Source organism: Bradyrhizobium sp. HKCCYLS3013, from assembly GCF_051167615.1.
Lineage (GTDB): Bacteria > Pseudomonadota > Alphaproteobacteria > Rhizobiales > Xanthobacteraceae > Bradyrhizobium.
In genome coordinates, this window is the sequence record NZ_JBNPTK010000002.1 from 38,474 (window position 1) to 61,674 (window position 23,201).

The following is a 23,201-nucleotide window of genomic DNA, read 5'->3' on the forward strand; positions in this document are numbered from 1 at the left end:
TTTGTGGCACATGCTGTGGTTGTGACGAATGGGCGACGCTTGACAGGCGACCTCCGTGCTCCACCGGGTTCGCGGCCGGCGTTGCTTGCATTCATTTGTTGCCATGACATAGCCTCAAAATGGCCGCCGAACGATTCGGACTGCGTCGGAAGTTCTTCCAAGAATAGTCTCCGACATGGGCAGTATCGTTCTGTTGTTTTGCATCGATCAGGCCTTGTCCGGAGACAAGTTGGCATGTCCGTTGAGAAGTCCAAGCCTCTTGGATCCGGCGCCCGGGACTTTTGCGCCGCGCCGATACGTAGGGCGGCGTTGCTGATTTGGAGTCGGAAATGACGCAGCCTGCGAAGGTCCAAGAACCCTCCATGGAGGAGATTCTGGCGTCGATCCGGCGTATCATTGCCGACGACGAGGGCAAGCCGCCGGCGGCGGACAAGGCTGCCGCGCCGGAGCCGGTGAAGGCCGAGAAGCCGGCGGCCCCGGCCGCGAAGCCGGTGATGAACGACATCCCGCCTTCGAAGATCGCTGCTGCGGCCCCCGCCAAGCCCGCGCCACCACCACCTGCGCCGCCGCCCGCGGCGGCTGCGGCGCCCAACAGTCAGGATGACATTGACGCATTGCTGGCGGGTTTGGATGAAACGACTCCGGCGGCAGAGGTCCGGCCGGCCGAACCCGAGCCGGATCCAGAACCTGAAGTACTTGAGTTGACGGACGACATGGCAGTGGCCCCACCGACTCCCGCTCCAGCGCCAGCCCCCGCCGCGGCATCCTTCCGAAAGGTGGATCCGCAGAACGATATCGAGTTCATCGAGTCCGGGCGGCTCAACCAGAAGGCCGCGAGCTTCGAGTCGTCTTTCGAGCAGGCCACGCCGAAACAGCCGATCCTGGCGCCGTCCACGGTCAACGCCGTCGAATCGGCATTCAATGCGCTGGCCAACACGGTGCTGAGCAACAACGCCCGGACGCTTGAGGACCTCGTCAAGGAGATGCTGCGTCCGATGCTGAAATCGTGGTTGGATGACAATCTTCCGGCCCTGGTGGAGCGCATCGTCAAGGCCGAGATCGAGCGCGTCTCGCGCGGCCGCTGACGCCGAGAGGGGGCACGAACTCGCATTCCGTTCTGGAGCGAGCCGCGGCGGGCGGGCGGCCCTTTCCGCCAATGTTCGTCGCTGCTGTTGACTTGGCGCGCCGCCGCGGCTTTCTAGCCCTGTCAAGCTGATCCCTGCCGGACGGATCGAGAGGGCTCCTCCGGGAGCACGGTCCGCGGTCGGACATCAGTCCGAAAACAGCCCAAGCACCAACAGCTTGCGTGAGCTTTTTCAGGTCATGTCACAAAAGGCCCGGACGAGTTCCGCGACATCCCGAATTGGACAGCCGGCCCCACGCCGCTGGAAATGCCATGATCGATAAGAATTATCAGCCCACCGATCTCGAAGGTCGCATGTCCCTGGTCTGGGAGGATGCCCGGGCGTTCTCCGCCGGTCGCCCCGATCGCCGAGATGCCGATCCTTTCACCATCGTGATCCCGCCGCCGAACGTGACCGGATCGCTGCACATGGGGCACGCGCTCAACAACACGCTTCAGGACATCCTGTGCCGGTTCGAGCGCATGCGCGGCCGCGACGTGCTGTGGCAGCCCGGCACCGACCATGCCGGCATCGCCACGCAGATGGTGGTCGAGCGCCAACTGATGGAGCGCCAGCAGCCCGGTCGCCGCGAGATGGGCCGCGAGAAGTTCCTCGCGCGCGTCTGGCAGTGGAAGGACGAGAGCGGCGGCACCATCATCAACCAGTTGAAGCGTCTCGGCGCCTCCTGCGACTGGGGCCGCGAGCGCTTCACGATGGACGAGGGCCTGTCCAAGGCCGTCGTCAAGGTGTTCGTCGAGCTGCACCGCGCGGGTCTGATCTACAAGGACAAGCGGCTGGTCAACTGGGACCCGAAGCTGCTGACGGCGATCTCGGACCTCGAGGTCCAGCAGATCGAGGTCAAGGGCAACCTCTGGTACCTGCGCTATCCGATCGAGGGCAGGACGTTCAGCCCGGAGGATCCGGCCAGCTTCATCGTCGTCGCCACGACTCGTCCCGAGACCATGCTCGGCGACAGCGCGGTCGCCGTCCACCCCGATGACGAGCGCTACCAGCACCTCGTCGGCAAGCGCGTGATCCTGCCGCTGGTCGGCCGCGAGATCCCGATCGTGGCCGATAGCTATTCCGATCCGGAGAAGGGCACCGGCGCGGTCAAGATCACGCCGGCGCACGACTTCAACGACTTCGAGGTCGGCCGCCGCCACGGCCTGCCGCAGATCAGCATCCTCGACCGCGAGGGCTGCATCGCGCTGGTCGACAACGAGGACTATCTGCGCGGGCTGCCCGAGGGCTCCGAGGAGTTCGCCAAGGAATTCCACGGCGTCGAGCGCTTCGCCGCGCGCAAGAAGATCCTGGAGCGGCTGGAGACGTTCGGCTTCCTCGAGCGCGTCGAGCCCAACACCCACATGGTGCCGCATGGCGACCGCTCCGGCGTCGTCATCGAGCCCTATCTGACCGACCAGTGGTATGTCGACGCCAAGACCCTGGCGCAGCCGGCGATCGCCGCCGTTCGCTCGGGCGCGACGACGTTCGTGCCGCGCAACTGGGAGAAGACCTATTTCGAGTGGATGGAGAACATCCAGCCCTGGTGCATCTCGCGCCAGCTGTGGTGGGGCCATCAGATCCCGGCCTGGTACGGCCCGGACGGCAAGGCCTTCGTCGCCGAGACCGAGGAGGAGGCCGTCGGCCACGCCATCGGCTACTACGTCGAACAGGAGGTCATCACGGCCGAGCAGGGTCGCGAGATGGCGCTCGACCGCAACAAGCGCGAGGGCTTCATCACGCGCGACGAGGACGTGCTCGACACCTGGTTCTCCTCCGCGCTGTGGCCGTTCTCGACGCTCGGCTGGCCCGACGACACGCCCGAGGTGAAGCGCTACTACCCCACCAACGTGCTGGTCACCGGCTTCGACATCATCTTCTTCTGGGTCGCCCGCATGATGATGATGGGCCTGCACTTCATGAAGGAGGTGCCGTTCTCGACCGTCTACATCCATGCGCTCGTCCGCGACGAGAAGGGCGCCAAGATGTCGAAGTCGAAGGGCAACGTCATCGATCCCCTCGCGCTGATCGACGAGCACGGCGCCGACGCGCTGCGCTTCACCCTGGCGGCGATGGCAGCCCAAGGCCGCGACATCAAGCTGTCTACGCAGCGCGTCGACGGCTACCGCAAGTTCGCAAACAAGCTCTGGAACGCCAGCCGCTTCGCCGAGATGAACGGTTGCACCGTGCCGGATGGCTTCGACCCGGCCTCCGCCAAGGAGACGCTCAACCGCTGGATCGCGCATGAGGCGGCCGCGGCGACGCGCGAGGTCACCGAGGCGCTCGATGCCTATCGCTTCAACGACGCGGCCAACGCGATCTACCGTTTCGTCTGGGACGTCTATTGCGACTGGTATGTCGAGCTCTCCAAGCCGACCCTGCTCGGCGAGGACGGCCCCGCCAAGGCCGAGACCCGCGCGATGGTGGCCTGGGCGCGCGACGAGATCCTCAAGCTCCTGCATCCCTTCATGCCCTTCATCACCGAGGCGCTGTGGGAGTCCACCGCCAAGCGCGACAGTCTGCTGACCCTGTCACCCTGGCCGCACCGCACCGACAGGCCGACGGTGGCCGAGATCGCCGCGCTGTCCGCGGCCAGCTTCGGCGATCCCCTGGTGCCGCCGCTGCTGATCTCGTTCGACGCCGCCAGCTTCAAGGACGAGGCGGCCGAGGCCGAGATCGGCTGGGTGGTCGATCTCGTTACCGCGATCCGCTCGGTCCGCGCCGAGATGAACATTCCGCCGGCGACTCTGATGCCGCTCGCGCTGGTCGGGGCCTCCGCCGAGACGAGGGAGCGCGCACCGCGCTGGACCGAGGTCATCAAGCGCCTCGCGCGGCTCTCCGACATCAGCTTCGCCGACGCCGCGCCTGACGGCTCCGCCCAGCTCGTCGTGCGCGGCGAGGTCGCCGCGCTGCCGCTCAAGGGCGTCGTCGATCTCGCCGCCGAGCGCACCCGCCTGGGCAAGGAGATCGCCAAGGCCGAGGCCGACATCGAGCGCGTCGACAAGAAGCTCGGCAACGAGAAGTTCGTCGCCAACGCACCGGAGGAGCTCGTCGAGGAGGAGAAGGAGAAGCGCGAGGCGGCGCTGGCGCGCAAGGCCAAGTTCCAAGAGGCGCTGTCGCGGCTGCAGGGCGTCTGACACGACGCTCTCTCCTCCGTCATTGCGAGCGAAGCGAAGCAATCCAGAGTCCCAGCGAAGCCCCCTGGATCGCTTCGTCGCTTACGTTCCTCGCGATGACGGCGGAAATGGCTTGCTCAGGAACCGCGAGCCCTTCAGGCCGAAACGCCACGGCAGCTCGACGGCCTTGGTGATGCCGATGCGGATGCCTGTGACGACCTCGACATCGCCTGTCCGCGCGAACAGCTCGATCGGCGGAGCATCGAGCGGCAGTGCGTTATGCGCGATCGTGATGCCCATCGCCTGGGTCAGCTTGCCCGGTCCGGAGCACAGCATCCGGACATCCTCCAGCCCGCGCCGCCGCTGCATCTCGCCAATCCCCAGCGTCGGCTCCATCGCCCGGATCAGCACAGCGCTCGCCGAGCCCTCGGCCTCGCAGACGAAGTTCACGCACCAGTGAATGCCGTAGGAGCGGTAGACATAGGCGAAGCCGGGCGGGCCGAACATCACCTGGTTGCGCGGTGTCGGTCCCCGGAAGGAATGTGCCGCCGGATCGGTGTGGTGATACGCCTCGACCTCGACGATGATCCCGCCGACGCCGTCGACCAGAAACGTCGCCCCGATCAGCTCCGGCGCCACGGCAAGCACCTCGCGGGCAAAGAACGCCCGCGTCAGCCGCTTGGCCGCAGCATTGCGCCGGAGCCGTGAAACCCCGGGGATTTTTGCCGGTTTTTGCGCCATTCTCAAGGAAATCCGCCGTGGTGCGCGCTGTTCCGCGCTGCCCATATCTGCCATGCCCTGGTATCCTCGGCCAGCCGGTTGCGGTGCGCCGCGCCACGGAATAGCTAGGGCGCAACAGAGGTTTGTGCGAATCCCATGGTCACCATCGTCGACATCAACGCGAACACGCCGCTGCGCCCCCGCCACCCCGAGAAGGTGAACCGTCCGGACTCCGTCTCGCCGGCCAAGCCGGCCTGGATCCGGGTCAAGGCGCCGACCACCCGCGGCTATGCCGACACCCGCAACATCGTGCGCGAGAACGGCCTCGTCACCGTATGCGAGGAGGCCGGCTGCCCGAACATCGGCGAGTGCTGGGACAAGAAGCACGCCACCTTCATGATCATGGGCGACACCTGCACGCGGGCCTGCGCCTTCTGCAACGTCAAGACCGGCCTTCCCGCCGCCCTCGACGCCGGCGAGCCCGAGCACGTGGCGGAGGCGACCTTCAAGCTCGGCCTGACCCATGTCGTGGTCACCTCGGTCGATCGCGACGATCTCGCCGACGGCGGCGCCGCCCATATCGCCGCGACCATCCGCGCCATCCGCGCGAAATGCCCGACCACCACGATCGAGGTGCTGACGCCCGACTTCCTGCGCAAGGACGGCGCGCTGGAGCAGGTCGTCGCGGCCAAGCCCGACGTCTTCAACCACAATCTCGAGACCGTGCCGTCGCGCTACCTCTCGGTCCGCCCCGGCGCGCGCTACTTCCACTCGATCCGGCTGCTGCAGCGGGTCAAGGAGATCGATCCCACCATCTTCACCAAGTCCGGCATCATGGTCGGCCTCGGCGAGGAGCGCCACGAGGTGCTGCAGGTGATGGACGACCTGCGTTCGGCCGAGGTCGATTTCCTCACCATCGGCCAGTATCTGCAGCCGACCAGGAAGCATCACGCCGTGATGCGCTTCGTCACGCCGGAGGAATTCTCCGGCTATGAGACCGTCGCCTACACCAAGGGCTTCCTGATGGTGTCGGCGAGCCCGCTCACGCGCTCCTCGCACCATGCCGGCGAGGATTTCGCCAGACTGAAGGCCGCGCGCGACGCGCTCGCGCGCTGATCGAGACCAGATGCCGAGATTTTCCAACAAGCGCCGCGTCGCGCACACGGCCGACCAGATGTTCGACCTCGTCGCCGATGTCGAGCGCTATCCGGAGTTCGTGCCGCTGTGCGAGAAGCTGGTGGTGCGCCAGCGCAATCCGAAGCCTGACGGCACCGAGGTCGTCGTCGCCGACATGACGGTGTCGTTCAAGCTGGTCAAGGAGACCTTCACCAGCCGCGTCACGCTCGACCGCGCCGGGCGCAAGATCCTGGTCGAATATGTCAGCGGACCGTTCTCAAGCCTGGAGAACCGCTGGAGCTTCGAGTCACGCGAGCAGGGCGCCTGCGAGGTGACGTTCTTCATCGCCTACGAGTTCAAGAGCCGCATGCTGGCGATGCTGATGGGCTCGATGTTCGACACGATCTTCGCGCGCATGTCGGCGGCGTTCGAGAAGCGCGCCGACGCGATCTACGGCCGCAAGCCAGCGGTGTCGTCGACGTAAAGCTCATCATTGGTGGCCGACTGCCGCCTCATGCTCAGCTGTCGTCCCCGCGAACGCGGGGATCCATAACCACAGGGCGTCGTGTGGTGGCACGCCCGGAACTCCGATCTCCTCTCGTCACATCCGCCGCGGAGTATGGGTCCCGGGTCGGCGCCTGCACGGCGCTTCGCGCCGTTCCGGCTTGCCCGGGACGACAGCGGAGGGTGAGGGCGCGCCTCGCATCTCACTGCGCGCGTTCCGACCACAAGCGCGCTCCGGCCGCAGGCCCACACGCGTTCCGTTCCTATCCACGTCTTCAAACAGCTGCTCCACGGCATCATCCGTGGAGCCATCCTGATCGCCGACGTCAGTCGCGGACGATCAAAACCTACGCCGCCTGCACGGCGGTCAAAAAGTCCTTCACCTTGCCGCGCAGCTCGTCCGCATGCTTGGCGAGCTGGCCGGCTGCACCCAGCATCTGCCGCGCGGCGCCGCCGGCCGATTCCACCGTCTGGCTGACGGAGCCGATGTTGGTGGCGACCTCGCGGGTGCCGCTGGCGGCCTGGCTGACCGAGCGGGCGATCTCCTGCGTCGCATGGCCCTGCTGGTCGACCGCGGTGGCGATCGTCTTGGCGATCTCGCTGATCTGGCCGATGGTGCCGCCGATGCCCTGGATGGCCGCGACCGTATCGCTGGTGGCGCGCTGCATCGCGCTGATGTGGGCGCTGATCTCGTCGGTCGCTTTCGCGGTCTGGCTCGACAGGCTCTTCACCTCCGAGGCGACCACGGCAAAGCCGCGGCCGGCATCGCCGGCGCGGGCGGCCTCGATGGTCGCGTTCAGCGCCAGCAGGTTGGTCTGGCTCGCGATCGCGTTGATCATGTCGGTGACGGCGCCGATCTTGGCCGCAGCGTCCGCCAGGCTGTTGACGAGGTCGTTGGTGCGCGAGGACGCCTCGACGGCCTCGGCGGCGATGGTGGAGGAGGTTGCGACCTGGCGGTTGATCTCGCTGACCGAGGTCGAAAGCTCCTCGGTCGCGCCGGCCACCGACTGCACGTTGGAGGAGGCGGAGTTGGACGCCGACGCCACCAGCGCCACGCGCTGCGCGGCCTGATCCGCGGTCGTGGTCAGCGAGGCGGCCGTGGTCTCGACCTCGCGCGAGGCGCCGGAGATCGCATTGGCGATGGCGCCGACCGAGGTCTCGAAATCCTTGGCGATCCGGTCGAGCGCGCGCTTCTTCTCCTCGCGCGCGGCAATGAGGTCGGAGAGATCGCGGCGGAAGCTGATGACATAGGTCTGGCCCTCGACCTGGGTCGGCACCAGCGTGATCTGCACCAGCGCCGGGCTGCCGTCGGCGCGCTTGGTGGTCCACTCGAACGTCGCGTGGCCCTCGCGCCTCGCCTTGGCATCCATCTCCTTCACGACATCGGCGGAACGCTTGCCGCTGGGCTGGAACTCCGGCGCCATGGTCGCCGGCGAACGCGACAGCAGGTCCTGCTTGCTGCGGAAGCCGCCGAAGCGGACCGCGGTCTCGTTGCAGGCGATGATCTTGCCGTCGGACATCACCAGGATGGCGTCGCGATGGCGTTCGAACAGCTCCGTCATCAGGAGGTTATGCGTGCGATCAGCCGACTTGCCGGAGAAGAAAGCCATGGGGTCCCGAATCCACTGTCAGAGAAGAATGCGCGAGAGGTAGCAGGACAAAATTAACCAAAACCTTTAGGCCGTGGCGGCGCGTGCGATAATCGTCGGCGATCGCGATCCGGACGGTGAGGGACGGCATCGAGCGGACGAGCAGCCGCATCCTCCGCGGCGCAATCGCGCCCGGGCTGTGCCTGTCGATCGCCCCTCTGAAATCACGAGGGCGCAGGGAATGCCGGGAGCTCGCCGCCCCCATGGCCCGCCTGCGGAAAAAAATGCAGGCGGCAGGTACCACAGGTGCAGCCGAGACATCCCGGCATTCCCCGCGCGACGGTCTTCACGCTTATACGCAGTCTCCCCGGGGACCGGCTGTCTTGCCCCCGTGACCGGCGGATCATCATCTCCACCGGCGTGACACCAGCTTCGGGGTGTCAGGACGCTGCGACTTCACGTCCGCCAGGAGCCGTTCGTCCGCACGTCCAAGACGCGCTGCGGCAATCAGCGGCCATCGCCTCCCCACCTCGCGTGTCGTGACGATCGCGAAACGCCCCTCGTGTCGAGGCGGGATGAGCGGAGGGAAACATGAATTTCGGGAAAATGGAAGAAGGATATTTTTGCGGGAGGGACTGGACAGTGAGTCGGGCGTTGAAAGCACTCGGGAAATTCGTCGCGTGGCGCACGGGGTGGAATGCGATTTCGGCGGCTGGAAGGATTCAGCACCCGGCCGGGCACAAACCGCGAGAGGGCTGATTTGCCCGACGGGTCGGCTATCGTGATGCTCAAGGGACAATCTGAAGAGGAAAGCAGGCTGATGTCACTCTCTCATCTCTATGACGACGCGCTGGTCTATGCGGCGAAGTTGCACCGGACCCAATTGCGCAAGGGCAGCATGGTGCCCTACATCGCGCACTTGCTCAGCGTCTCCAGCCGCGTGCTGTCGGCGGGCGGCAGCGAGGTGCAGGCCATCGCCGGCCTGCTGCACGACGCCGCCGAGGATCAGGGCGGACAGGCCACGCTGGACGAGATCCGGCGGCGATTCGGTGATGGCGTCGCAGAGATCGTCGCGGACTGCACGGATTCCTGGGTCGATCCGAAGCCCGCATGGCGCCCGCGGAAGGAAGCCTATCTCGCCAAGCTGCCGCTCAAGCCGGCGTCATCGCTGCTGGTGTCGCTCGCCGACAAGGTCGACAATGCCGAGGCGATCGCGCGCGATCTTGATGAGGTCGGCGACGCGGTGTGGCAGCGCTTCACCGGCGGAAAGGATGGGACGATCTGGTACTACCGCACGCTGAGCAGCATCTTCGATCAGGCGTTGCCGGGATCGTTGGCGCGGCAGCTAGCGCAGACGGTGGGCGCTTTTCCGTCCTGACACTTTGGACAGCGCGGGCGCTGATCTTTCACCGGATTGGCAGATGACAACTTCAGATCTATCAGCTATAGACCAGCCATGATCACCGTCGCCACCCATCGTTTTGGTCGTTGGACGCACCGTAGCTTGCGGGCGGCGGGAGGATCACGCGCAATCTGATGATGTGCAGTCTTTGATCCGAACAGCCGCCAGGAACCTGGCGGCTTTTTTATTGCCGGCAGGTTCTTTCTTTTCAAGGGAGCCCGCCATGCCGAGCACGACCGACGAGCAGAGTGTCAGCGCCATCGGGACGCGTGGATTGCGTGGTGTCGCGCATGCGCCGCGGATCTTCGAGCGCGGTCGCGATCACTCGGCGCGACGTCCTGCTCCGCCGAAGCCTGGGGCAAACGTCTACTACTTGCCGCAGTCAATTACCGAGCGCGGCGGCGTTGCGCCCGAATCAAAATCGCTGCTTCGGCTCTGGTGGGCGCGCTGGCGCGAGCGGCGCAGCTTCGCCAGGGAGCTGCCCTGGCTCGCCGACGAAGTGCTGGAGGACTACGGCCTCACGCGCGACGAAGCGCGACGGTCGTGCCGTCGGCCGTTCTGGCGGGCATGAAGACTATTGGGACCGAGGCGTCGGCCCACCCACAACTGTCATCCCGGGCAAGCCGGAACGGCGCAAGGCGCCGTGGAGGCGCCGACCCGGGATCCATACTCCGCAGCAGGTGTGGTGGAATGAGATCTGAGCCACCGACGTGCCGCTACACGACGTGCTGTGGTTATGGATCCCCGCTTTCGCGGGGATGACGACTGAGGGTGAGGCGGCGAGGGAGCTTGAAAATGCTCTCGACTATATCCGCCGCTCAGTCTCCAAGTGGCGCTCGGAGGGGTGACGTTCGGATCAGATCCGTTCTTGGATTTGCCGCGTAGTATTGTCTGGCGTTGAGCAGTGCCCGCCGCTCGTCAGCCGTCAACCGACCCGCCTCAGAATCCGCGGACGTGCGGCAGCGTCGATCGTAGCTGAGCAACGTGTCGCAAATGCTCTCCGGAAGCGGTGCGACCGAGTCGATCGTGCAGACGGCGCCATCGGCTTCAGGAGGGATGCTCACACCGCTGCTCCGGTCGAAGCGGAATACTTCCTGGGTCGTCAGCGCTCGTGCCGTCAGGCTGCTGTCATCCAGCGATGTCACGATGCAAATGCGGACAGCGTCGTTCGGAAACGCTGCGTGGAATAAATCGTTGACCACCAGGTCGGAGGACAGATGTCCTGCGCTCTTTCATTATGATTAGGCCGGGACGTTCATTTGAATGAGATCTATCACTTTATCTCAGACTGCATCCATTCGCTCGCGGTGTGGTGAGAGCAGAAGCATCGAGATCAATTACGTCGGCGGCCGGCGTGGCGGCCTTTTCACCGGATGCAGCCTTGGCGCCCGTACCGCGCGCGGGCGCAATCGCGTCGCCGCCGCGCGCTTCGGCTTGGCCGGCACTTGCGGCCTTGCCAGCTCCATCAGCATCCGCAACGCCTCCAGCACCGACCGTGTCCGCACCGTGCTGCGGCCGATGGCGCCGAAGCGGTGTTCGCGATGGGTGATGCGGCCGTCGCGGGCGGCGACGGCGAAGTGGACAAGGCCGACGGGCTTGCCGGGCGTGGCGCCGCCGGGGCCGGCGATGCCGGTGATGGCGACGGCGAGGTCGACGTCGGCGCGTTCGAGGGCGCCGACGGCCATCTGGATCGCGGTCTCCTTGGAGACGGCGCCGAAGGTCTGCAAGGTCGAGGCTTCGACGCCGAGCATCGCGCGCTTGGCCTCGTTGGAGTAGGTGACGAAGCCGCGGTCGATGACGTCGGACGAGCCGGGGATCTCCGTCAGCGCGGCGGCGACCAAGCCGCCGGTGCAGGACTCGGCGGTCGCGATCATCAGCTTGCGCGACCGGCAGAGGTCGAGCAGCGAGCGGGCCAGCGCGCTGGTGGAGCCGATTTGACGTTCGCTCGCCATCTGCAGCGTTTCCTCGATGCCGATCGAGACCTCAGGAAGCACCACCAAAGCGATGGCGTTCGAAAAGTTCGAGGTGGCGCCGCGAGCTTCGCCTCTCCCCACCCTAGCGAAGCTTCGCTTCGCCCTGACGGGGCGAGGGAGCGCACCGCGCTCGCGGTGACAACTCGATTCCAAGGTCCAGAGATCAGTTTGATCTCGTGTCTCAACTCAGCAGTCGATGTCTTCTTCGGGCATCGACTGCTTCCATCACTTGCTCGCCGGGACTCCCGTCAAACATTCCACGGCAGCCGGATCGTCGCGCTTGCCGTGGCCGCGATGCCTTCCTCGCGGCCGGTGAAGCCGAGCCGCTCGCTGGTGGTGGCCTTCACGGCGATGCGCGAGAGGTCGACGCCGGTGATCTCGGCGATGCGGGCGCGCATCTGGTCACGCAGCGGGCCGATCTTCGGCCGCTCGCAGATCATCGTGACCTCGAGATTGGCGACGCGGCCGCCGCGCGCGGTGACGCGCTCGATGGCGTATTTCAGGAACTGATCGGAGGCCGCGCCCTTCCACTTCATGTCCGAGGGCGGAAAGTGCGAGCCGATGTCGCCATCGGCCAGGGCGCCCAAAATTGCATCAACCAGAGCGTGCAAACCGACGTCGCCGTCGGAGTGGGCCAGGAAGCCCTTGCTATGCGGCACACGCAGGCCGCACAGCCAGACATGGTCGCCTTCGCCGAAGGCGTGCACATCGTAGCCGGTGCCGGTCCTGATGTCGCCGAGGGTGGCAGCGAGGCGCGCTTCCTCGCGCACGAAATCTTCCGGTGTGGTGAGCTTCATGTTGGCAACATCGCCCTCAAAGGTCGCGACGGTCAATCCCGCCCATTCCGCAATCGCCGCATCATCTGTGAACTCGGTGAGGCCCTCGCGCGCGGCGCGGCGATGCGCCTCGAGGATCGTCTCGAACTTGAAGGTCTGTGGCGTCTGCGCGATGCGCAGCTTCGCGCGCTCCGGCGTCGCGGTGATGTCGCCGCCCGTTCCGACCTCCTTGATGGTGTCGGTCACCGGCACGACGGGAATCGCCGCACCGGTCTTGCCGGCCGCGACAATCGCGCGCGAGATCACGGCCGGCGTGACGAACGGACGCGCGGCATCGTGGATCAGCACGATGTCGGGCTTGTGCGGCGCCAGCGCTTCCAGGCCTGCCAGCACCGAGGCCTGGCGCGTTGCACCACCATGTGCGGGGACCTCGTGGCGCAGGCCTGATACGGCAGCATTGAAGATGTCGATGTCATCGGGATTCACCACCGGCTGGACCACCGCCACCTCGGGATGATCGGCGAAGGCGGCGAGCGCGCGATGGATGACGGTACGGCCGCCAATCGTGCGGTACTGCTTCGGACCACCGGCGCCGGCGCGCAGGCCGCGTCCGGCCGCGACGAGGATGGCTGCAGTCCGCTGAGAAGTCGTCATGGGAACAGGATATCGATGCTGATGAAAGACCAGGGTGAGGAGATTTGCCGGCTTCTTACATCTGCAGAGGATGTTAAGCGAGCAGGATCACACATGACTTGAGCGGCGACTGCGACCGCGACGCGTTCGTAAGGCGCCGTGAGGCACTTGAAGGCCGATCCGCTGCTGCGAACCGCCGTGGAGCCATGCAAAAATCCGGCGGCTCAAGGGTTTACCATGACTGCCGAACAAGCATATTTTGCTGCACTGCACTTGAAATACTGATCGTTTTGGCTAAAGTGTAGGCATGACGCTTGACTGCCCAAGATTTGTGCTTGAGAGTGCAGCGCAGACGCGATGATGCGTCCAAAGAGCTTTAAGAGTCGTTCGTGACCGGTCCGGCCAAACCACCAGCCAAAGCCTTGAAGATAGGCGACGTTTCGCTCGCCAACCGGGCCATTCTGGCGCCGATGTCGGGCATCACCGACGCGCCGTTCCGCCGACTCGCGGCCGAGCTCGGCGCCGGGCTGGTGGTGTCCGAAATGACCGCGAGCGACGATCTCGTGCGCGGGCGGTGGATATCCCGGTTGCGCTGCGAGGCCAGCGGCATCGGGCCACATGTCGTGCAGCTCGCCGGTTGCGAGGCGCATTGGATGGCGGAGGGCGCCAGGGTGGCCGAGGACGGCGGCGCCGATATCATCGACATCAACATGGGTTGCCCGGCGCGGCATGTCACCGGCGGCCAGTCCGGCTCGGCCCTGATGCGCGATCTCGATCATGCGCTGACCTTGATCGAGGCGACGGTCGAGGCCGTCGATGTGCCCGTGACCCTGAAGATGCGGCTCGGCTGGGACGAGCGCAGCCTGAACTCGCCGGAGCTGGCGCGCCGCGCGCAGGCCGCGGGCGTGCAGCTGATCACGGTGCATGGCCGCACCCGGCAGCAGTTCTACAAGGGCGAGGCCGACTGGAGCGCGGTGCGCGCGGTGAAGGACGCCGTCGATCTGCCGGTCGTCGTCAACGGCGACATCACCACCTACGAAGACGCGCGCGAGGCGCTCGACGCCTCCGGCGCGGATGCCGTGATGATCGGGCGCGGCGCGCAAGGCGCCCCCTGGCTGCCCGGTCAGATCGGCCGCCAGCTCAATGGCGGGGCGGAGGAGGGCGCGCCGGAGCTGGCGCAGCAGCTCGCACTGCTCACGGCGCTCTATGACGAGATCTGCCGCCATTACGGCGAGCGTGTCGGCCTGCGCCACGCCCGCAAGCATCTCAGCTGGGGGCTCGACGTCGCCGCCGAGCACGCCCGCGCGCCGGCCGAAAAACTGAAGGCCTGGCGCGACCGCATCCTCACGTCCGAGCAGCCGTCTTTGGTGCATCGGGCGCTGCGTGACGCTTTCGACGATTTTGCCTGGAGTGCAGCCGCATGAGCTCAGCCGCAGAACAGCGCAAGCGACTTCCGTCGGATGGCGATGCCATCCTCAACGCGTTGCCCAATCCGGTTCTCGTCATCGGCCCGGACGGCATGATCATGGACGCCAACATGGCGGCGGAATCGTTCTTCGATTCCTCGACGCAGTTTTTGCAGCGGCAATCGCTGAAGAAGCTGGTGCCGTTCGGCAGCCCCTTGCTGGCGCTGATCGACCAGGTCCGAACCACGAGCGCGCCGGTCAACGAGTACAAGGTCGATCTGGGCACGCCGCGCACCGGCGCCGATCGCCTCGTCGACCTCCACGTCGCGCCGCTGCCGGAGCGGCCCGGCCACATCGTGGTGATGCTGCAGGAGCGCACCATCGCCGACAAGATGGACCGCCAGCTTACCCATCGCAGCGCCGCGCGCTCGGTGATCGCGCTGGCCGCGATGCTGGCGCACGAGATCAAGAATCCGCTGTCGGGCATCCGCGGCGCCGCGCAGCTCCTGGAGCAGCAGGCCTCCTCGGAGGACCGCATGCTGACCCGGCTGATCTGCGACGAGGCCGACCGCATCGTCACTTTGGTCGACCGCATGGAGGTGTTCGGCGACGACCGCCCGGTGGCGCGCGGGCCGGTGAACATCCACTCCGTGCTCGACCACGTGAAGCGGCTGGCGCAATCCGGCTTTGCCCGCAACATCCGCTTCGTCGAGGATTACGATCCGTCGCTGCCGCCGGTGCTCGCCAACCAGGATCAATTGATCCAGGTCTTTCTCAACCTGGTCAAGAATGCCGCCGAGGCGGTCGTCGACCTCGGCTCGGATGCGGAGATCCAGCTCACCACCGCGTTCCGCCCGGGCGTGCGGCTGTCGGTGCCCGGCAAGAAGTCGCGGGTGTCGCTGCCGCTGGAGTTCTGCGTCAGGGACAACGGCCCCGGCGTGCCGGAAGACCTGATGCCCAACCTGTTCGATCCGTTCGTGACCACCAAGCCGACCGGAAGCGGCCTCGGACTTGCATTGGTCGCGAAGATCGTCGGCGACCATGGCGGGATCATCGAGTGCGAGTCGCAGCCGCGCAAGACGACCTTCCGGGTGCTGATGCCGATGTACAGCGCAACCAAACAACCAGACCAAAGCAATCGCGATGACGTTTCGGGGACGCCGTTGCATGCCTCACAGGGATCAAATTGAGGACCACCTATGCCTGCAGGTAGCATTCTCGTTGCCGATGACGATACGGCCATCCGCACGGTCCTGAACCAGGCGCTGTCACGCGCCGGCTATGAGGTGCGGCTGACCGGCAATGCCGCCACCTTGTGGCGCTGGGTGAGCCAGGGCGAGGGCGATCTCGTCATCACCGACGTGGTGATGCCGGACGAGAACGCGTTCGACCTCTTGCCGCGCATCAAGAAGATGCGGCCGAACCTGCCGGTCATCGTGATGAGCGCGCAGAACACCTTCATGACCGCGATCAAGGCCTCGGAGCGCGGCGCCTATGAGTATCTGCCGAAGCCGTTCGACCTGAAGGAGCTGATCGCGATCGTCGGCCGCGCCCTGGCCGAGCCGAAGGAGCGGGCGGCGAGCCAGCCCGACGATGGCGAGTTCGAATCGATCCCGCTGGTCGGCCGCTCGCCGGCAATGCAGGACATCTACCGCGTGCTGGCGCGGCTGATGCAGACCGATCTGACCGTGATGATCTCTGGCGAGAGCGGCACCGGCAAGGAGCTGGTGGCGCGCGCGCTGCACGACTACGGCAAGCGCCGCAACGGCCCGTTCGTCGCGGTCAACATGGCGGCGATCCCGCGCGACCTCATCGAGTCCGAGTTGTTCGGCCATGAGCGCGGCGCCTTCACCGGCGCCAACACCCGCGCCTCGGGCCGCTTCGAGCAGGCCGAGGGCGGCACCTTGTTCCTCGACGAAATCGGCGACATGCCGATGGAGGCCCAGACGCGGCTTTTGCGCGTGCTGCAGCAGGGCGAGTACACCACCGTCGGCGGCCGCACCCCGATCAAGACCGACGTGCGCATCGTCGCGGCCTCCAACAAGGATCTGCGCATCCTGATCCAGCAGGGGCTGTTCCGCGAGGACCTGTTCTTCCGCCTCAACGTCGTGCCGCTGCGGCTGCCGCCATTGCGCGAGCGCATTGAGGACCTGCCGGATCTGGTCCGGCACTTCTTCGCGCTGGCCGAGAAGGACGGGCTGCCGCCGAAGAAGCTCGATGCCGCCGCGTTGGAGCGGCTCAAGCAGCACCGCTGGCCGGGCAACGTCCGCGAGCTGGAGAACCTCGCGCGGCGCCTGGCGGCGCTGTATCCGCAGGACGTCATCACCGCCTCGGTCATCGACGGCGAACTGGCCCCGCCGGCGGTGACCACCGGCTCCAACGCGCCGACCTCGATCGACAATCTGGGTGGTGCCGTGGAGGCCTATCTGTCCTCGCACTTCCAGGGATTTCCGAACGGCGTGCCGCCGCCGGGGCTGTACCACCGCATTCTCAAGGAGATCGAGATTCCGCTGCTGACGGCGGCGCTCGCAGCGACGCGCGGCAACCAGATCCGCGCCGCCGATCTGCTCGGCCTCAACCGCAACACGCTGCGGAAGAAGATTCGCGACCTCGACATCCAGGTGTACCGCAGCGGCGGCTGACAGTGCTTTGATACCTTCGCGGCTGGCTCAAGCCCGCCTCAGGTGAGAATTATTGTAGACAAATCCGCGTCGCGCTTCCGCGCCGCGGATTTGTCGCAATTTGGCAACAGCGTGGTAGGAATGCATCAGTCCGATTCCCGGACGTGCCGCGTTCAGCATCACCCACCTTGCCGGAATGACCAGCGCAGAGACCTCGGCCACCCCCTTCGATTCCTCGTCCGCCGACCGCCGACGCTGGACCTGGCGCACCTGGCTCGCGCCGGTCGCGGTCGCGCTCGCGCTGCTGTCGGCCTTCCTCACCTTCATCGTGCTGGTCGGGCTGACCCCGGTCGAGCCGACGACGGACGTGGTCAAGACCTTCTATCTGATCGACGCCGGAACGATCCTGGTCCTGGTCGGGATCATCATCCGCGAGGTCTGGCAGGTGGTGCAGGCCCGCCGGCGCGGCCGGGCGGCGGCGCGGCTGCACGTCCAGATCGTCAGCCTGTTCTCGGTGATCGCGGTCCTGCCGGCGGTGCTGGTCGCGGTGGCCGCCAACGTCACCATCGATCGCGGCCTCGACCGGCTGTTCTCCGGACCGGCCAAGGTCGCGATCCAGAACTCGCTGACCATCGCGCGCGCCTACATGCAGGAGCACGCGCAGTTCATCCGCGGCGACATCATCGGCATGGCCAATGACATCGCCCGTGCGCGGCCGCTGTTCGATCAGGATCGCGCCAGCTTCCGCGATCTGCTGACCACCAGCGCCGCCTCGCGCAATCTGCCGGGCGCGATGATCATCGACAAGAACACCAATCCGATCGTCTGGGCCGAGTCCGGCGGGGTGCAACTGGCCTATTCGCCGCCGGCACCCGACTTCCTGAACAATGTCCGGGAGGAGGAACCCGAGATCGCGGTGCTGCCGGAGTCGAACTACGTCGCTGCGGTGATCCGGCTGCGCGCGTTCAACGACACCTTCCTCTACGTCGCGCGTCCGCTCGATCCGCAGGTCGTCGAGCAGCTCAAGCAGACCGAGCTGTCGGTCGCCGAATATGCCCAGGTCGAGGCGCGGCGCTTCGGCATCCAGATCGCCTTCGCGCTGATGTTCGCGGTCATCGCGCTGACCATCCTGATGGCCTCGGTGCTGATCGGGCTGAACTTCGCCAACTGGCTGGTGGCGCCGATCCGGCAACTGATGAATGCCGCCAACACCGTGTCGACCGGTGATCTCAACGTCCAGGTCCCGGTGCATCGCTCGGAGGGCGATCTCGCGCAGCTCGGCCAGACCTTCAACAAGATGACGCAGGAGCTGCGCACGCAGCGCGACGAGCTGGTCAGCGCCAGCGATTTGATCGACAGCCGGCGCCGCTTCATCGAGGCGGTGCTGTCGTCGGCCTCCGCCGGCATCATCGGTGTCGATGCCTCCGGCAGCGTCGGCATCCTCAACCGCTCGGCCGAGAAGCTGATCGGACATGCCGAGCAGGAGGTGCTCGATCATCCGCTCTCCGACGTGCTGCCCGAGCTCGACGACATGATGAAGACCGCGCGCGAGGGCAAGCAGCGGCTGGTGCAGGGCCAGATCACGATCCAGCGCGACGGCCATGAGCGCAATCTGTCGGTGCGCGTCACCGCCGAGCAGACCAACCAGGCGCGCGACAGCTACATCATCACGCTCGACGACATCACCGAGCTGGTGTCGGCGCAGCGCACCTCGGCGTGGGGCGACGTCGCGCGCCGCATCGCACACGAGATCAAGAATCCGCTGACGCCGATTCAACTCTCGGCTGAACGCATCCGCCGCAAATTCGGCAAGGTCATCACCGAGGACAAGGCGGTATTTGAGCAATGTACCGAGACGATCGTGCGGCAGGTCGACGACATCAGGCGAATGGTCGACGAGTTCTCGCGGTTCGCGCGGATGCCGAAGCCGGTGATGGAAGGCGAGGACGTCGCCGACACCGTGCGGCAGGCCGTGTTCCTGATGAAGGTCGCGCATCCCGAGATCGACATCGAGACCGAGATCAAGCAGGACCCCTTGCGCGCGCAGTTCGATCGCCGCCTGATCTCGCAGGCGCTGACCAACATCATCAAGAACGCCACCGAGGCGATCGAGGTGGTGCCCGAGGCGGAGCTCGGCAAGGGCCGAATCGATGTCGTCGCCTCGCGCGAGGGTGAGGACGTGCTGATCGACGTCATCGACAACGGCATCGGCCTGCCGAAGGTGGCGCGGCAGCGGCTGCTCGAGCCCTACGTCACGACGCGCGCCAAGGGCACCGGCCTCGGGCTCGCGATCGTCGGCCGCGTGCTGGAAGACCATGGCGGCAAGCTCGAGCTGAAGGACGCATCCGATTTTCGTCCCGGCCAGCGTGGCGCCTGGATGCGGCTGCGCTTTGCCGTCTCCGGCCAGGCCGCCAAGACGGGCGCGAAGGAGCAGGCGGCGGCGTCTGACAATGCGCAGAAGACCGAGGCCGGCGGCGAAACCGCCGACACGGTTCAAACGACCAATGATGAACCAAAAATCCAAGCCGCGACCGGCAGCTGACGAGACAGGCGTGACCCATGGCGAGTGATATTCTGATTGTCGACGATGAAGCCGATATCCGGGAGCTGGTCGCCGGCATCCTGGACGACGAAGGCTTCACGACGCGAACCGCGCGCGACAGCGATTCGGCGCTCGCGGAGATCACGAGCCGCCGTCCCAACCTGGTGTTCCTGGACATCTGGCTGCAAGGCTCCAAGCTGGACGGTCTGCAGCTGCTCGAGCAGATCAAGAAGGACCACCCCGACCTGCCGGTGGTGATGATCTCCGGCCACGGCAACATCGAAACGGCGGTCGCCGCGATCAAGCGCGGCGCCTATGACTTCATCGAGAAGCCGTTCAAGTCCGACCGCCTGATTCTGGTCGCGACGCGTGCGCTGGAGAATTCGCGGCTCAAGCGCGAGGTGCGCGAGCTGAAGCAGCTGGCGCCGACCGCGAGCACCATGACCGGTCGCTCGCCATCGATGAACCAGCTGCGCCAGACCATCGAGCGCGCCGCCAAGGCCAACAGCCGGATCCTGATCGTCGGCCCTCCCGGCTCGGGCAAGGAGCTCGCCGCGCGGTCGCTGCACGCGCAGTCGCCGCGCTCCGAAGGCCCGTTCGTCGTCATCAACGCCGCCGCGATCACGCCGGAGCGGATGGAGGAGGAGCTGTTCGGCATCGAGCAGTCCAATGGCGAGCAGGCGCGCAAGACCGGCGCGCTCGAAGAGGCCCACGGCGGCACGCTGTTCGTCGACGAGATCGCCGACATGCCGCGCGAAACGCAGAACAAGATCCTGCGCGTGCTGGTCGACCAGACGTTCCAGCGCGCCGGCGGCACCACCAAGGTGCACGTCGACGTGCGCATCATCTCCTCGACCGCTCGGAATCTCGAGGAGGAGATTGCCGCCGGCCGTTTCCGCGAGGATCTGTATCACCGTCTGTCGGTGGTGCCGATCCGGGTTCCGCCGCTGTCGGAGCGCCGCGAGGACATTCCCGAGCTGATCGACTATTTCATGGACCAGATCTCGGTCACGACCGGCCTGCCGAAGCGGCAGATCGGGCAGGACGCCATGGCCGTGCTGCAGTCGCATGTGTGGCCCGGCAACGTCCGCCAGCTCCGCAACAACGTCGAGCGCGTGATGATTCTGGCCGCCGGTGGACCGGAGGTGATCATCACCGCGGACATGCTGCCGCCGGATGTGGGATCGATGGTGCCGGCGATGCCGACCAGCAACAATGGCGAGCACATCATGGGACTGCCGTTGCGCGAGGCACGCGAGGTGTTCGAGCGGGACTATCTGATCGCCCAGATCAGCCGCTTTTCCGGCAATATCTCGCGCACCGCCGAGTTCGTGGGCATGGAGCGGTCTGCCCTGCATCGCAAGCTGAAGGCGCTCGGCGTCGGCTGAGGCCTTCGGCTCGGCCAAACTTGCCGACTGGACGAATTTACATTGGAAAATTCGGCGAGTTCCGGAATTTTACGGATGAATCCGGGTCTTTTGGAACCGGCTTCCCTGCAAGCGGCTTGCCTAATATGCTCGCCTGTCTTCTAATCCGGCATCCCGTGGTCCCTCGAGGGGGATCTCAATGGACCATGGGTCACCTCGATGAATCCGGGGCCTGCGATCGGGTCATCGAAGGTTCAATAAGAAAAAGCACAAGACTGCGAGATAACAACAATGGCGGCCGACCGCGCACAAAACCTACAAGACACCTTTCTCAACCATGTCCGCAAAACCAAGACGCCGCTCACGATCTTCCTGGTCAATGGCGTGAAACTGCAGGGGATTGTCACATGGTTCGACAATTTCTGCCTGCTGCTCCGGCGCGACGGTCACTCGCAGCTCGTCTACAAGCATGCGATCTCCACCATCATGCCGGGAGCGCCGATCCAGCTGTTCGAGGGTGGCGAGGACGCGTCTGCGTGAGTCTGACCTGACGTGAGAGTGACCTGATTGGAACCCCGCGATCGCGAAGGGACCATCGGCCTGTCGAGGCCGGATGACAACAAGGGGACCGGGCTCGTCATCGTGGTCGGCCCCTACTTGCGAGCGCGCCGCGGCGACGATGGCGCGCAAGCAGGCCAATCCGACATGCGTGATTTCGAGGCGCGGATCGACGAGGCCGCCGGCCTCGCGCGGGCCATCGAGCTGACCGTGGCCGAGGCCATTCTCGCGCCGATCGGGCAGATTCGCCCCGCGACCTATCTCGGCAAGGGCAAGGTCGAAGAGATTGCCGGCGTGATCGCCGGCCATGGCGTCGAGCTGGTGGTGATGGATTGCGCGCTCTCGCCGATCCAGCAGCGCAACCTGGAGAAGGCCTGGAACACCAAGGTGCTCGATCGCACCGGCCTGATCCTCGAGATCTTCGGCCGCCGCGCCAAGACGAAGGAGGGCGCGCTGCAGGTCGAGCTCGCGCATCTCAACTATCAGCGCAGCCGTCTGGTGCGGTCCTGGACCCATCTCGAACGCCAGCGCGGCGGCTTCGGCTTCATGGGCGGTCCCGGCGAGACCCAGATCGAGGCCGACCGCCGGCTGATCGGCGACCGCATCACGCGGCTCGAGAACGAGCTGAAGAAGGTCCAGGCGACGCGGCGGCTGCATCGCGCCGGACGCCAGCGTGTGCCGTATCGCGTCGTGGCGCTGGTCGGCTACACCAATGCCGGCAAGTCGACGCTGTTCAATCGCCTGACGCGCGCCGACGTCCAGGCCGCCGACATGCTGTTCGCGACGCTCGATCCGACCTTGCGCGCGATCACGCTGCCGCATGGCGGCAAGGCAATGCTGTCGGACACCGTGGGCTTCATCTCCAACCTGCCGACGCAGCTCGTCGCCGCCTTCCGCGCCACGCTCGAGGAGGTGCTGGAGGCCGACGTGATCCTGCACGTCCGCGACATGTCGCACGAGGATGCCGAGGCGCAGCAGCACGATGTCGAACTGGTGCTGAGCCAGCTCGGCATCGATCCCGAAGCCACCGACACCATCATCGAGGTCTGGAACAAGATCGATCAGCTCGACGCGGCTGCGCGCGAGAACCTCGCCAACATCGCCGCGCGGCGTCCGCCGGAGCGGCCTTGCCTGCTGGTCTCGGCCGAAACCGGGGAGGGCGTCGACGCGCTGCTGCAGACTATCGAGGACCGGCTCGCGGCGGCGCGCACCACGTTGGACCTCACCATCGACGCCGCCGACGGCGCCGGCATCTCCTGGCTGCACCGCAATGCCGAGGTGCTGGCCAAGGAGCTGCACGAGGGCCATTACGACATGACCGTGCGCGTCGACGCCACCAAGCGCGACATCGTGGTGGAGCGCTATCACGGCGTGCCCCGGGTTGCGTAGAATAGTAAAGGTATCCAACCACTATCGATTGCCACTCGATCGAGTGCGCAACCATCCAAATCAACTGATTTGAGCGCTTATTCGCTATATTCTTTGAGCGTCTCCGGCGGCCGCTTAGTGGGCCACCATCAGCTTCATCGCGCAGCAAAATCAAACAGATGCAGCTGATTCAACGGCTCTAACAGCCATCTCGGCTCACAGATGCGGATGACTTTACAGACAAAAAACTTACAACTAAAACGTGTCAATCATAATATTGATTTGTATCAATAGCGGCCGACGGCCACGCCGTTCAGAAGTGCCTTTCGTTCAAATGAGATTATTTTGTCGAGCGACATGCGGGTTGCGCGTATGGCCTCAAGAGA

17 protein-coding genes are annotated in these 23,201 nt (G+C 65.8%); 13 read left to right on the plus strand and 4 right to left on the minus strand.

Features of this window, described 5'->3' with window-relative positions; genetic code table 11:
• Nucleotides 1-329: 329 nt before the first annotated feature.
• Together ACQR1F_RS04285 and ACQR1F_RS04290 are read left to right on the plus strand one after the other, a co-directional pair.
• On the plus strand, nucleotides 330-1,085 hold the full coding sequence (locus tag ACQR1F_RS04285) for a PopZ family protein (RefSeq protein WP_315799933.1): 756 nt from the start codon (nucleotides 330-332) through the stop codon (nucleotides 1,083-1,085).
• A gap of 311 nt (nucleotides 1,086-1,396) precedes the next feature.
• Complete coding sequence (locus ACQR1F_RS04290; protein WP_434912573.1) at nucleotides 1,397-4,261, plus strand: valine--tRNA ligase; 2,865 nt, start codon at nucleotides 1,397-1,399, stop codon at nucleotides 4,259-4,261.
• A gap of 81 nt (nucleotides 4,262-4,342) precedes the next feature.
• Here the strand turns inward: ACQR1F_RS04290 and ACQR1F_RS04295 are convergent, their stop codons facing one another.
• Nucleotides 4,343-4,981, minus strand: coding sequence for a DNA-3-methyladenine glycosylase (locus ACQR1F_RS04295; protein WP_434912574.1), 639 nt, complete (start codon nucleotides 4,979-4,981; stop codon nucleotides 4,343-4,345).
• Nucleotides 4,982-5,116: 135 nt separating this feature from the next.
• Between ACQR1F_RS04295 and lipA the strand changes: the two genes are divergently transcribed.
• Both lipA and ACQR1F_RS04305 read left to right on the plus strand, forming a co-directional pair.
• On the plus strand, nucleotides 5,117-6,076 hold the full coding sequence (lipA, locus tag ACQR1F_RS04300; RefSeq protein WP_434872816.1) for a lipoyl synthase: 960 nt from the start codon (nucleotides 5,117-5,119) through the stop codon (nucleotides 6,074-6,076).
• A gap of 10 nt (nucleotides 6,077-6,086) precedes the next feature.
• Nucleotides 6,087-6,560, plus strand: coding sequence for a type II toxin-antitoxin system RatA family toxin (locus ACQR1F_RS04305; RefSeq protein WP_316236459.1), 474 nt, complete (start codon nucleotides 6,087-6,089; stop codon nucleotides 6,558-6,560).
• 367 nt (nucleotides 6,561-6,927) lie between these two features.
• Here the strand turns inward: ACQR1F_RS04305 and ACQR1F_RS04310 are convergent, their stop codons facing one another.
• Nucleotides 6,928-8,190 carry a methyl-accepting chemotaxis protein gene (locus ACQR1F_RS04310; protein ID WP_315799938.1) on the minus strand — a complete coding sequence of 421 codons (1,263 nt, stop codon included), beginning with the start codon at nucleotides 8,188-8,190 and terminating at the stop codon, nucleotides 6,928-6,930.
• A 799-nt stretch (nucleotides 8,191-8,989) separates the two neighbouring features.
• Here ACQR1F_RS04310 and ACQR1F_RS04315 point away from each other — a divergent pair.
• Both ACQR1F_RS04315 and ACQR1F_RS04320 read left to right on the plus strand, forming a co-directional pair.
• Nucleotides 8,990-9,547 carry an HD domain-containing protein gene (locus ACQR1F_RS04315; protein WP_434846847.1) on the plus strand — a complete coding sequence of 186 codons (558 nt, stop codon included), beginning with the start codon at nucleotides 8,990-8,992 and terminating at the stop codon, nucleotides 9,545-9,547.
• Between the two features lie 247 nt (nucleotides 9,548-9,794).
• Nucleotides 9,795-10,142 (plus strand): DUF1127 domain-containing protein, encoded by a 348-nt coding sequence (locus tag ACQR1F_RS04320; protein WP_434912575.1) that lies wholly within the window; start codon nucleotides 9,795-9,797, stop codon nucleotides 10,140-10,142.
• A gap of 766 nt (nucleotides 10,143-10,908) precedes the next feature.
• On the opposite strand, the gene ACQR1F_RS04325 is transcribed toward ACQR1F_RS04320, so the two are convergent.
• Together ACQR1F_RS04325 and ACQR1F_RS04330 are read right to left on the minus strand one after the other, a co-directional pair.
• Nucleotides 10,909-11,523, minus strand: a complete 615-nt coding sequence (locus tag ACQR1F_RS04325; protein WP_434912576.1) for a CinA family protein — start codon at nucleotides 11,521-11,523, stop codon at nucleotides 10,909-10,911.
• 269 nt (nucleotides 11,524-11,792) lie between these two features.
• Nucleotides 11,793-12,974: a bifunctional 2-C-methyl-D-erythritol 4-phosphate cytidylyltransferase/2-C-methyl-D-erythritol 2,4-cyclodiphosphate synthase gene (locus ACQR1F_RS04330; RefSeq protein WP_315799942.1), complete on the minus strand. Its 1,182-nt coding sequence runs from the start codon at nucleotides 12,972-12,974 to the stop codon at nucleotides 11,793-11,795.
• Nucleotides 12,975-13,423: 449 nt separating this feature from the next.
• On the opposite strand from ACQR1F_RS04330, the gene dusB reads away from it, so the two are divergent.
• From dusB to hflX, 7 genes are all read left to right on the plus strand, one after another.
• Nucleotides 13,424-14,377, plus strand: coding sequence for a tRNA dihydrouridine synthase DusB (dusB, locus tag ACQR1F_RS04335; protein ID WP_434912715.1), 954 nt, complete (start codon nucleotides 13,424-13,426; stop codon nucleotides 14,375-14,377).
• Entirely contained in the window at nucleotides 14,374-15,549 is a 1,176-nt protein-coding gene (locus ACQR1F_RS04340; RefSeq protein ID WP_315799943.1) for a two-component system sensor histidine kinase NtrB, read from the plus strand. Before dusB ends, ACQR1F_RS04340 begins: the two co-directional genes overlap by 4 nt.
• Nucleotides 15,550-15,558: 9 nt before the next feature.
• A complete protein-coding gene (gene ntrC / locus ACQR1F_RS04345) occupies nucleotides 15,559-17,001 on the plus strand; it encodes a nitrogen regulation protein NR(I) (protein ID WP_315799944.1) in 1,443 nt (480 codons plus the stop codon).
• A gap of 175 nt (nucleotides 17,002-17,176) precedes the next feature.
• Nucleotides 17,177-19,522, plus strand: coding sequence for a sensor histidine kinase NtrY-like (locus ACQR1F_RS04350; protein WP_316236467.1), 2,346 nt, complete (start codon nucleotides 17,177-17,179; stop codon nucleotides 19,520-19,522).
• A 17-nt stretch (nucleotides 19,523-19,539) separates the two neighbouring features.
• Nucleotides 19,540-20,910 carry a sigma-54-dependent transcriptional regulator gene (locus ACQR1F_RS04355; RefSeq protein WP_315799946.1) on the plus strand — a complete coding sequence of 457 codons (1,371 nt, stop codon included), beginning with the start codon at nucleotides 19,540-19,542 and terminating at the stop codon, nucleotides 20,908-20,910.
• 270 nt (nucleotides 20,911-21,180) lie between these two features.
• A complete protein-coding gene (gene hfq / locus ACQR1F_RS04360; protein ID WP_006613906.1) occupies nucleotides 21,181-21,429 on the plus strand; it encodes an RNA chaperone Hfq in 249 nt (82 codons plus the stop codon).
• A gap of 27 nt (nucleotides 21,430-21,456) precedes the next feature.
• Entirely contained in the window at nucleotides 21,457-22,836 is a 1,380-nt protein-coding gene (gene hflX, locus ACQR1F_RS04365; RefSeq protein WP_434898743.1) for a GTPase HflX, read from the plus strand.
• Nucleotides 22,837-23,201 lie beyond the last annotated feature (365 nt).

Coding starts and splice junctions, on each gene's coding strand:
- ACQR1F_RS04285 (WP_315799933.1), top strand. CDS start 330: ATGACGCAGCCTGCGAAGGTCCAAGAACCCTCCATGGAGGAGATTCTG.
- ACQR1F_RS04290 (WP_434912573.1), top strand. CDS start 1,397: ATGATCGATAAGAATTATCAGCCCACCGATCTCGAAGGTCGCATGTCC.
- ACQR1F_RS04295 (WP_434912574.1), bottom strand. CDS start 4,981: ATGGCGCAAAAACCGGCAAAAATCCCCGGGGTTTCACGGCTCCGGCGC.
- lipA (WP_434872816.1), top strand. CDS start 5,117: ATGGTCACCATCGTCGACATCAACGCGAACACGCCGCTGCGCCCCCGC.
- ACQR1F_RS04305 (WP_316236459.1), top strand. CDS start 6,087: ATGCCGAGATTTTCCAACAAGCGCCGCGTCGCGCACACGGCCGACCAG.
- ACQR1F_RS04310 (WP_315799938.1), bottom strand. CDS start 8,190: ATGGCTTTCTTCTCCGGCAAGTCGGCTGATCGCACGCATAACCTCCTG.
- ACQR1F_RS04315 (WP_434846847.1), top strand. CDS start 8,990: ATGTCACTCTCTCATCTCTATGACGACGCGCTGGTCTATGCGGCGAAG.
- ACQR1F_RS04320 (WP_434912575.1), top strand. CDS start 9,795: ATGCCGAGCACGACCGACGAGCAGAGTGTCAGCGCCATCGGGACGCGT.
- ACQR1F_RS04325 (WP_434912576.1), bottom strand. CDS start 11,523: ATGGCGAGCGAACGTCAAATCGGCTCCACCAGCGCGCTGGCCCGCTCG.
- ACQR1F_RS04330 (WP_315799942.1), bottom strand. CDS start 12,974: ATGACGACTTCTCAGCGGACTGCAGCCATCCTCGTCGCGGCCGGACGC.
- dusB (WP_434912715.1), top strand. CDS start 13,424: ATGTCGGGCATCACCGACGCGCCGTTCCGCCGACTCGCGGCCGAGCTC.
- ACQR1F_RS04340 (WP_315799943.1), top strand. CDS start 14,374: ATGAGCTCAGCCGCAGAACAGCGCAAGCGACTTCCGTCGGATGGCGAT.
- ntrC (WP_315799944.1), top strand. CDS start 15,559: ATGCCTGCAGGTAGCATTCTCGTTGCCGATGACGATACGGCCATCCGC.
- ACQR1F_RS04350 (WP_316236467.1), top strand. CDS start 17,177: ATGACCAGCGCAGAGACCTCGGCCACCCCCTTCGATTCCTCGTCCGCC.
- ACQR1F_RS04355 (WP_315799946.1), top strand. CDS start 19,540: ATGGCGAGTGATATTCTGATTGTCGACGATGAAGCCGATATCCGGGAG.
- hfq (WP_006613906.1), top strand. CDS start 21,181: ATGGCGGCCGACCGCGCACAAAACCTACAAGACACCTTTCTCAACCAT.